A 9221-nucleotide genomic window follows, 5' to 3' on the forward strand; every position below is an offset into this window, starting at 1 on the left:
GCAAAATAATTGCCTTTGACGTAGGTGCCATCTGGGATTTTGCCGCCATGCCCGCCCGCAAGGCTCCGGGCAACGAGATGGGCTGACAATCCGGCCGCATTGATGACCAGATTTGCGGCGATCCGATAGCCTTCCATATCGCCGCCAAACTGGAGCTCGCAGCCCGTTTCGGCGACGTTGCCGCCGAGAACCGGCGCGCGAAACGCAAAGGTGGCACCGGCATTCTCGGCATCGCCCTGTAGCCCCAGCATCAGCGCGCGGCTGTCGACGATCCCCGTGCTTGGGGACAAAAGCGCGCCGGCAACCTCCAGTTCAGGTTCAAGCCGTTCCACATCCGCGCGGCTGAGCATCTCCAGGTCCGCAACACCATTGTCCGCAGCCTTGGTCCGGATCCCCTCCAGGATCGGCAATTCCGCGTCGCTGGTAGCGACGATCAGCTTGCCGATGCGTTGGTGCGGAATCCCGCGCGCTTCGCAATAGCGGTAAAGCGCGTTCTTTCCTTCGACGCATAGCTGCGCTTTCAGGCTGCCCTTAGGGTAGTAGATGCCGGCATGGATGACCTCGCTGTTGCGGCTCGACGTGCCCAGCCCGGGGCTGTCCTCGGCCTCCACGACAAGAACTTCGCGTCCCTCGAGCGCCAGCCGCCGCGCAATCGCCAGACCGACGACGCCGGCGCCGATGACGATGCAATCGACTTTCTCGTCGGGGACCCCCATCGTCATTCGCCAGCCCCTGGGGCACAATGCAGGACGTGCAAGCAGGCCTCACCAGAATTCCGGCCCGCCGAAAGCACCACAAGCATGAGATGTCACTCCATCGGCCGTTTTCTGTCCGAGCGTGCAACGAAATAAAGCACCGCGATTGCGGCAAATACCATAATGTTGATGATCGACGAAAGCGCATAGAGCTCCGGCTTGACACCATAGCGCAGTGCGCCCCAGGCGACCGATGGCATGGTAGGCGTGGCGCCGGGTAGAACGAGATATTTCCGGCCATTGAGCGACAGCACGAAGGCTACGATCAGGCTGCCAAATAAACCTGACCATGCAGGAATGCGTCATCGCCTTCGATTATCGAGGTACGCCGAACAAGCTGGTCGCGGATTTCATTTCGGTGGTAAACCGCGTCTCCCAAGGCCACGATAGCCAAGTTGCGATGTAGTGGCGCGCCATGTTTGTCGTGTCCATGTCTTCGGAATACGCATGCGGTTCGGCTTCGATCCGGCTCGGCCCGGCGGCGCGCATGCAGGGTCAGTATGACCGCAGCCTCGCCGCTCCAGGAACGCATTCGCAATCAGCTTCGGGCTCAGTTCTTCGAGCGAATTCAAGTCGGTGAGCGGATCAACGAGGCGGAGATCGCGGCGACCCTTGGCGTCTCGCGTACACCTGTGCGTCACGCTCTGGTGCAATTGCAGGGTGAAGGGGTCGTAACTTACGAGCCCAACCGCGGCTCGATTGCTCGAAGCGATCCAGCCGGGCGCTCGCCGAGATCAGGTGGGGTCGCTTTCTCTCGACGAGAAAGTGATGCGCGACATGGCACTCGGTGTCCTGGATGGGATCATCAGCGAGCGGGCACTGCTGGCGCGCTACAATGCGACGCCGGGCGCGCTGACCTCGACGTTGCGCCGGCTGATGCGCGACCAACTCGCCGAACCGTCTCCCGAAGGCCGACATCGAAAGGCTGCTGCGCGAGATCAACGGCGAGGCGGATGAGCGGGACGATCAAGCCGCTTGAATTCGACGGCGCGTGCCCGCCGCAGCCCAGCTGCAAAGGCGCCGGTTCAATGTTTGATTGACTGAACCGCTCCAACTCACTGTTTTTGCGCGGCTACTGAAGGAAGGCCGCTGCACGCCTTTCCTGGAGTTGCGCTACAGAAATTATCCCCGGCCCAGGATCATCTCCGCTGCCCGGTGCCCGATCATCATGCTGGGGGCATTGGTGTTGCCGCCGATCAGCTTCGGCATCACGGACGCATCCGCGACCCGCAAGCCACTGATGCCGCGCACCTTGAGCGTTGCCGGGTCGACGACGGCCATCGCATCGGTCCCCATCTTGCACGTCCCCACCGGATGATAGACGGTGAGCGCTTCGGCACGCAGATAGGCGAGGATCTCGTCATCGCTGCGAACATCCTTGCCCGGCAGCATCTCCGTCCCCCTGATCGGGTCGAACTCGGATGCGGCAAAGATTTGACGCGCGATCTTGATGCCTTCGACCAACACCCTGGCATCCTCGTCGTTCGAGAAGAAGCGATGATCGATCAGCACATCCCGGTTCGATGCCTGGCCTGACAGTTTGAGTTCGCCGACGCTTTTGGGCCTGAGCACGCAGGTGTGCATTGCGTAGCCATGGCCGTACTCCACCAGCCTGCCGCGATGGCTGCGATAGCCGGGCACGAAATGGAACTGGATGTCGGGAATGCCGTTCGCATACTTCGTCCGGGCAAAGCCGCCGGCTTCGACGTAGTTGGTGGTGAGCATGCCCTTGCGGCCGGCAAAATACCGGAAGGGCGCAGCCAGCACGCGGGGCAGGTTGGGCAGCGACAGGCCGAGCGTCTTCGTGCTCGAGGAGCGGACCGTGATCATGCCGTCGATATGGTCCTGAAGGTTCTTGCCCACGCCCGGCAGATCGACAACCGGCTTTATACCGATCGCCTGCAGCTCGGCGGCTGCGCCGATGCCGGACGCCAGCAAGATCTTCGGTGAATTGATCGCCCCGGCCGAAAGCACGATTTCGCGGCGGGCCGACAGCGTCTTCTGCTCGCCCTTGTACCGCACCCGTACCCCTGTCGCGCGTTCCTCGGCTATATCGAGGTCGATCACTTCGCATTCGCTGAGGATTGTGAGATTCTTGCGATCGAGCACCGGGCGCATGAAGGCGGTGAAACTGCTGAAGCGCTGGCCGCGATCCTGGGTGACATTGTAGATGCCGAGGCCGAACTGGCTTTCGGCATTGAAGTCGCTGTTGGCCGGAAGACCGGCATTGTTGCCGGCCTTGACGAACATCGACGACAGCACATTCGGATCGCGCGGCTTGTCGACCAGCAGTTCCCCGCCTGTACCGTGGTAGTGCGGGTCCTGGCCAAGCAGGTTGCGCTCGAGCTTCTTGAAGACGGGAAGCACGTCGCTGAATGCCCAGCCTGCGCAGCCGAGTCGCGACCACTCGTCATAGTCCTGCGCGGCGCCCCTGATGTAGACCATCGAGTTGATGGAACTGGAGCCGCCCAGCGCCTTGCCGCGATTGACCGGAATCCTGCGGCCGTTGAGGTTGGGCTGAGGCACGCCGACATAGCAGTAGTCATAGTTCGGATTGCCGTAGAGCGAGAGGATGCCGGCAGGCACCTTGACCCGCAGGCCGCTGTCGCTGCCGCCGGCTTCGATCAGGCACACTTTGTGGGACGGGTTGGCGCTCAGGCGATTGGCAAGGACACAACCGGCCGAGCCTGCGCCGATGACGATGTAGTCGTAGTCAAGATTTTCGGTCTGCATGGCCAGCCCCTTTGAGAATGGAGATGCCGGGGCGGCGCGCGCCCCGGCTGAGCGGCTCATTGCAGAAGCTGCGTCCAGACCTTGGTGACGAGTTCCTGCGCCGCCGGCGAGCAGGCCTGGCCCATCTTGACGGGAACGGTCGGGAACAGCTCCGGAGCGTTCTCCTTGTTGTAGAGCGCCTTGCTCTCGTCGATCTTCACCGGCGAAGAGTGGCCGTAATAATTGTACTGCGCCGTCGCGTTGTCGATCTGGGTCATGAAATCGATGAACTTCTTGGCGTTCTCGATATTGGTCGCGCCCTTCGGCACGACATAGGAATCCAGCCAGCCGACCAGACCTTCTTTCGGCATCGCGTATTCGACATTGGCCTTGTCGTTGCGGCGAAGCCTCATGGTGTTGCCGTCCCACCAGAAATGGGCGGCAACCTCGCCGCTGCCGATGCGGTTTTCGATGTTGTCGCTGGAATAGGCCGCCACGAATGGCTTCTGCGCCAGCAAGAGGTCGAGCACGCGCTTCATCTCCTGCGGGTCTTCGCTGCAATATTTGATGCCGAGATAGTTTTCCGCTGCCGGAATGACTTCGTCGGGCTGCGCCAGGCTGGCGATCTTGCCGCGCAGCTCCGCCGGTGGCTCGAAATAGGTCTTCCAGCTGTCGACCGGGCCTTTGTAGAGGTCGCGGTTGACGGTGTAGCCGGCATTGCCGAAGGCGAGCGGGATCGAATGATTGCCTGTCGCATCCCACCACGGTTTCTGCCAGTCCGGCAGGACTTGGCTGTAGGCCGCCATCGAACTGGCGCCGAAATCCTCAAGCAGCCCGCTATCGATCATGATCTTCACGAAGTGCTGCGAAGGCGTGACGATGTCGTAGCCCGACGAGCCGGCCTGCAGCTTGGTGAGCAGGTCCTCGTTGGATGAGAAGGCGTCGACCGTGACCTTTATGCCGGTTTCCTTCTCGAATTTCGTGACCATCTCGGGCGAGATGGAATCCGCCCATGCGTAGATGGCCAGGCTGCCCTCGGCGAGAGCGGGCACGCTAAAGGCGAGGCTCATGGCACCGGCCATGGTGAGCGCTGCAATTTTAGTCGTCATGTCATTCCCCTGTTTGTTGTTCTCCCAGGGGCGACGATAACAAACTGCCGGGTTCGATAAATTCGATTTGCCCGACGCCTTGATTAGGAAAAACTACGCCGCTGCTACTGCCGTCGCTGAAGCAGGAAGGCCACGGTCGCCAGCACCACCGAAACAATCATGATCAAGGTCGAGATTGCGTTGAGCTGCGGCGACACGCCCTGCTTGATCAGCGAGAAAATGTAGACCGGCAGCGTGGTGGCGCCGCCGGAATTCAACAGGTTGCTGGTGATGAAATCATCCATCGAGATGACGAAGGCGAGCATGGCGCCGGCGAACACACCCGGCAGGATGAGCGGCAGCGTGACGCGACGAAAGGCGACCCAACCGGTTGCATAGAGATCGCGGGCGGCTTCCTCCAGATCGAAGTCCATTCCCTGCAGGCGGGCGCGTATCGGCAGGAAGGCGAACGGGATGCAGAAGGTGGTGTGGGCGATCATCAGCTTCACCATTCCGTTGGCGAGCCCGATCTCGGAGAAGAGGATCAGGACGGCGACAGCAACGACGATTTCGGGCAGGAGCAGCGGCAGGTTCACCACCGCTTCGGAGATGCGGCGGAACCGGACATCGCGGCCGCGCACCAGCACCAATGCCGCCATCAACGCGACAAGGGTCGAGGCGACTGTGGCGACCGTGGCGACGAGCAGGGAGGTCTTCACCGCTGTCATCAGGTTGGCGTTGGACAGAGCGGTGGCGTACCAGTGCAATGAGAAGCCGCCCCAATTGGAGACGATCCGGTTCGCATTGAAAGAGTAGAACACCACGACGGCGATGGGCAAATAGAGATAGGCGAAGAAGATCGCGCTGAAGAGACCGAAGCCCGGATAGCGCCTGACATCATCGTCCGCGTTCATGCCGCACGCTCCATGCCTTCGGTGCGCATCGAGCGCAGACCCTGGAAAATCAGGAAGACCATGACCGCGGCCATCAGCACGATGGCGATGGCGGCGCCGAGCGGCCAGTTGCGGGCGCCACCGAACTGTAGCTGGATGAGATTGCCCATCATCATGGTCTTGCCGCCGCCGAGCAGGGTCGGCTCCAGGACCGCGCCGAGGCTTGGAACGAACACCAGGATCGCGCCGGCGATCATGCCGGGCCGGGTGAGGGGCAGGATAACGCGGCGCAATGTGGTGACGCGGTTGCCATAGAGATCATGCGACGCCTCGATGAGCGCAGGGTCGAGTTTCTCGATCGAGGCGAAGATCGGCAGGATCATCAGCGGCAGGTAGCCATAGACGATGCCGAGCAGCACCGCGCCCGGCGTGTTGATCAGCCTGATATCCTCGAAACCGATATAGGACAGCAGAGCCGGGATGCCGCGCCCGCCCAGGATATACATCCAGGCATAGGTCCGCATCAAAAGGCTGGTCCAGAACGGAATGACGACTAGCGCCAGCAGGATCAGCCGCCAGCGCTGCGGTGCGCGCAGAGCAAGATAATAAGCAACGGGATAAGCGACGAGCAGACAGGCGAGCGCCCCTATCGGCGCCAGCACCATCGTGTTCCAGAAGGCAGCCGCCCGCGCCGGAAGATTGGCATATTGCGCGAAGGTGAAAGCCGCTTGATAGCCGCCTTCCGGCGCCCGTTCGCCGACGCTGAACACCGCGATGGCAATGAATGGCAGCACCAGAAACACCACCAGCCACGCGGTCGCCGGACCGAGCAGCATGGCGGTCGTGAGGTTGTGACGAAATCTATTGCCGCGCATTGAAAACCGCCCCGATACCGGCGGACATATGCCCGCCGGTCAATTGTCCGCGCCAGACCGCCCCTCAGGCCGACTTGAAGCGCGCCATCAGCTCTGCGCGGCCGGGATCTGTCAGCGTTGCCGCCGCGCCGAATTCCAGCGGCGTCAACAGGTCGGCCGCCGGATAGAGGATCGGATTGTCGAGCACTTCCTTGGGCAGCAGCTTGTTGACCCGCGCATCGGTCGACGGCGCACCATTGGCCAGATGCTCCTTCACCGCCACCTGCGGGTTCATCAGGTAGTTGAGCAGGGCGTAGCCGGCCGGCTTGTTCGGCGCATCTTTCGGAATGGCGTAGAAATCGGTCCAGATCTCGCCGCCTTCCTTGCCCAGCACATAGGCGATCTCGGGAATGTCGCGATGCAACTGCGCGCCATCGTTCGTCCAGCACATCGTCATCCAGGCGTCGCCGGCGCGCATGCCCGGCTGGTAGTCGGAGGAGACCGCGAACAGATGCGGCTTGACCTTGAGCAGCAGTTCCTCCGCCTTGGCGAGCTCGTCTTGCTTCAACGAGTTGAACGAATAGCCGTAATATTTCAGCGCATTGCCGATCGTGGTCAGCTGGTAGTCGTGCACCATGGTGCGGCTGTCGCCTTCGGCCATGGCGGTATCCCAGAACTCCTTCCAGGTGGTCATCGGCTTGGTCAGCTTCTTCGTGTTGACGGCAAAGCCGGTGGTGCCCCAGTTCTTCGGCACCGCATAGGTCACCGCATCGATCGTGCCTTCCCCAGTGAAGCGGGGATCTTGCTGCGAGCCGTCGAAATTCGGCAGCTTCGCCATCTCCAGCGGCTCGATGATGCCGAGTTTCTTGTAGGTGGAAATCGTGTAGTTGGTCGGCACGAACAGGCTCCAGCCCGAGGCTCCGGCCTGCAGCTTGGCCAGCATCTCCTCATTGGAGCCGAACACATTGACCTCGACGGCGACGCCGGTGTCCTTCTTGAAGTTCTCGAAGGTCGCCGGATCATGATAGTTCGGCCAGGTGGCGATCGACATGCGGTCGCCAAGGCTTTCCGCGGCGAAGGCCGGTGTCGGCATGATGCCGATCTCGCGCGCCATCACCGCCGTGGCAATGCCAAGGCCGGTAAGGCCGAGGAAGTCGCGGCGGCCGATCGAGCCGCGCTTGAGGCGCATCAACTGGTCGACGAATTTCTCGGAACTTATCGGCAGTCCGTCACGATATGATTTCGACATGTTTATCTACCCTCTGGTTGGCCCCGTTGTTCTTGGTCTCCGCAAACGCCAGCGGCGTTCCGGAGGCAAAGCCGATGGCGACGGGTTCACCCGGCTTGAAGAGATTGCCGTGGCCGATCAGGTGATCGGCCTTGGCCAGCAGCGTTCCGATGCCCTGGACCTCGATCGCGTATTCCGCTGTCGAGCCGAGGAAAATTCGGTTGCGGACGATGCCCTTGAAAGGGCCGCCCGTCTGAGCGCCAAGGCTGAGCGATTCAGGACGAAGGCTGACCGAAACGGCCTCACCTTGCTGCAGGGCGGTGCGCTTGCGCGCTGCAATGACGGTGCCGTCGGCAAGCGCCACCTCCACCAGATCGCCCGAATGTCCGGCGACGGTACCGCTCAAGAGGTTGGTCTTGCCGACGAAATCGGCGACGAACAAATCGGCCGGTTCGTCATAGATCTCGCTCGGCTGCCCGAGCTGGACGATGCGGCCGCCGTTCATGACGCAGACGAAATCGCTCATCGACAGCGCTTCCTCCTGGTCGTGCGTGACCAGCACGAAGGTGATGCCGATCTCGCGCTGCAGGTTCTGCAGCTCGATCTGCATGTCGGTGCGCAGCTTCTTGTCGAGCGCAGCCAGCGGCTCGTCGAGCAAGAGCACCGCCGGCTTGTTGACCAGGGCTCGTGCCAGCGCCACACGCTGCTGCTGGCCGCCCGACAGTTCGTGGATCTTGCGGCGGCCATAGCCGGCGAGCCGCACCATTTCGAGCGCCTCGCCCGCTCTTGAGGCGATCTCGCGCGAAGACAGCCTTGGCCGCGCCTGGCGCAGCCCGTAGGCGACATTGTCCTCGACATCGAGATGCGGAAACAGCGCGTATTGCTGGAACACCATGTTGACCGGCCGCCGGTAGGGCGGCGTGCCGGCCATGTCCTGGCCGCGAATGAACACCCGGCCTTCGCTCGGCTGCTCGAAGCCGCCGATCATGCGCAGGCAGGTGGTCTTGCCGCAGCCGGACGGCCCGAGCAACGCGACAAAGGCGGAGGGCGGGACAGCGAGATCGATGCCGCTGACCGCGGTCACCGCGCCATAGCGCTTGGTGACGCCGCGAAACTCGATGTCCGGCACTGCGGTCAAGGCTGATGGCTCCAGCAACAGGGCAATATCGGGACGCTACCAGAGCCAATGGCGGCTAGTATATACCTCTCAGGTGGTATATCTGATCTATTTTCTCGTTTAAGGGGGTATAGATTGTCCCGCAGCGACGAATACAGCCAGCTCGCCACGCTCGTCGCGGCGACGCGGGAGACCAGTGGCGACCTGTTCGGCAATGCGCTGGTCGATTGGCTGCGGCTCCATGTCAGCTTCGACCACTGCGTGGTGTTCGGCTATCGCGGCGCGGCGCGCCCGCCGCTGCTGTTCGAAACCTTCTCGCCGGCCGAAAGCCACGTCTTCGTCGCGCTCTACCAGGAGGGACCCTATCTGCTCGACCCGTTCCATCACGCGGCGGTCGAGCGCAAGGAAGGGTTCTGGCGCATGCGCGAACTGGCGCCGGACCGCTTCTATGCCAGCGAGTATTTCCGCTCCTACTACAGCCAGACCAGGCTGGCCGAGGAGGTCGGCTTCTTCGTGCCGTTACCGGGCAAGGATGCGCTGGTGCTCTCACTGATGCGGCTGCGCGCTTCAGGCC

At 62.2% G+C, this 9221-nt stretch carries 9 protein-coding genes and 2 pseudogenes; 3 read left to right on the top strand and 8 right to left on the bottom strand.

Features of this window, described 5'->3' with window-relative positions:
* Positions 1–716, bottom strand: a 716-nt coding sequence (locus EN964_RS14900; RefSeq protein WP_127276487.1) for an NAD(P)/FAD-dependent oxidoreductase, incomplete at its 3' end; no start/stop codon positions are given.
* A 92-nt stretch (positions 717–808) separates the two neighbouring features.
* Entirely contained in the window at positions 809–1009 is a 201-nt protein-coding gene (locus tag EN964_RS37695; RefSeq protein ID WP_127267080.1) for a hypothetical protein, read from the bottom strand.
* A 246-nt stretch (positions 1010–1255) separates the two neighbouring features.
* Between EN964_RS37695 and EN964_RS38555 the strand changes: the two are divergent.
* Both EN964_RS38555 and EN964_RS38560 read left to right on the top strand, forming a co-directional pair.
* Positions 1256–1438 (top strand): annotated as a pseudogene (locus EN964_RS38555) (GntR family transcriptional regulator); the annotation flags it as partial.
* Between the two features lie 55 nt (positions 1439–1493).
* Positions 1494–1712 (top strand): hypothetical protein, encoded by a 219-nt coding sequence (locus EN964_RS38560; protein WP_236382768.1) that lies wholly within the window; start codon positions 1494–1496, stop codon positions 1710–1712.
* Between the two features lie 165 nt (positions 1713–1877).
* Here EN964_RS38560 and EN964_RS14910 read toward each other — a convergent pair whose 3' ends face one another.
* From EN964_RS14910 to EN964_RS14935, 6 genes are all read right to left on the bottom strand, one after another.
* Positions 1878–3488 carry a GMC family oxidoreductase gene (locus EN964_RS14910; protein ID WP_127267082.1) on the bottom strand — a complete coding sequence of 537 codons (1611 nt, stop codon included), beginning with the start codon at positions 3486–3488 and terminating at the stop codon, positions 1878–1880.
* 56 nt (positions 3489–3544) lie between these two features.
* Complete coding sequence (locus EN964_RS14915; protein ID WP_127271527.1) at positions 3545–4576, bottom strand: extracellular solute-binding protein; 1032 nt, start codon at positions 4574–4576, stop codon at positions 3545–3547.
* A 104-nt stretch (positions 4577–4680) separates the two neighbouring features.
* A complete protein-coding gene (locus tag EN964_RS14920; RefSeq protein ID WP_127271529.1) occupies positions 4681–5469 on the bottom strand; it encodes an ABC transporter permease in 789 nt (262 codons plus the stop codon).
* On the bottom strand, positions 5466–6323 hold the full coding sequence (locus EN964_RS14925; protein ID WP_127276489.1) for an ABC transporter permease: 858 nt from the start codon (positions 6321–6323) through the stop codon (positions 5466–5468). Before EN964_RS14925 ends, EN964_RS14920 begins: the two co-directional genes overlap by 4 nt.
* A gap of 64 nt (positions 6324–6387) precedes the next feature.
* A complete protein-coding gene (locus EN964_RS14930; protein WP_127266979.1) occupies positions 6388–7551 on the bottom strand; it encodes a PotD/PotF family extracellular solute-binding protein in 1164 nt (387 codons plus the stop codon).
* Complete coding sequence (locus EN964_RS14935; protein WP_127270017.1) at positions 7532–8668, bottom strand: ABC transporter ATP-binding protein; 1137 nt, start codon at positions 8666–8668, stop codon at positions 7532–7534. The genes EN964_RS14930 and EN964_RS14935 overlap by 20 nt, the downstream gene beginning before the upstream one ends.
* 183 nt (positions 8669–8851) lie before the next feature.
* On the opposite strand from EN964_RS14935, the pseudogene EN964_RS14940 reads away from it, so the two are divergent.
* A pseudogene (locus EN964_RS14940) lies at positions 8852–9221 on the top strand (helix-turn-helix transcriptional regulator); the annotation flags it as partial.

This window comes from Mesorhizobium sp. M7A.F.Ca.CA.001.10.2.1, assembly GCF_003998575.1.
Classification (GTDB): domain Bacteria; phylum Pseudomonadota; class Alphaproteobacteria; order Rhizobiales; family Rhizobiaceae; genus Mesorhizobium.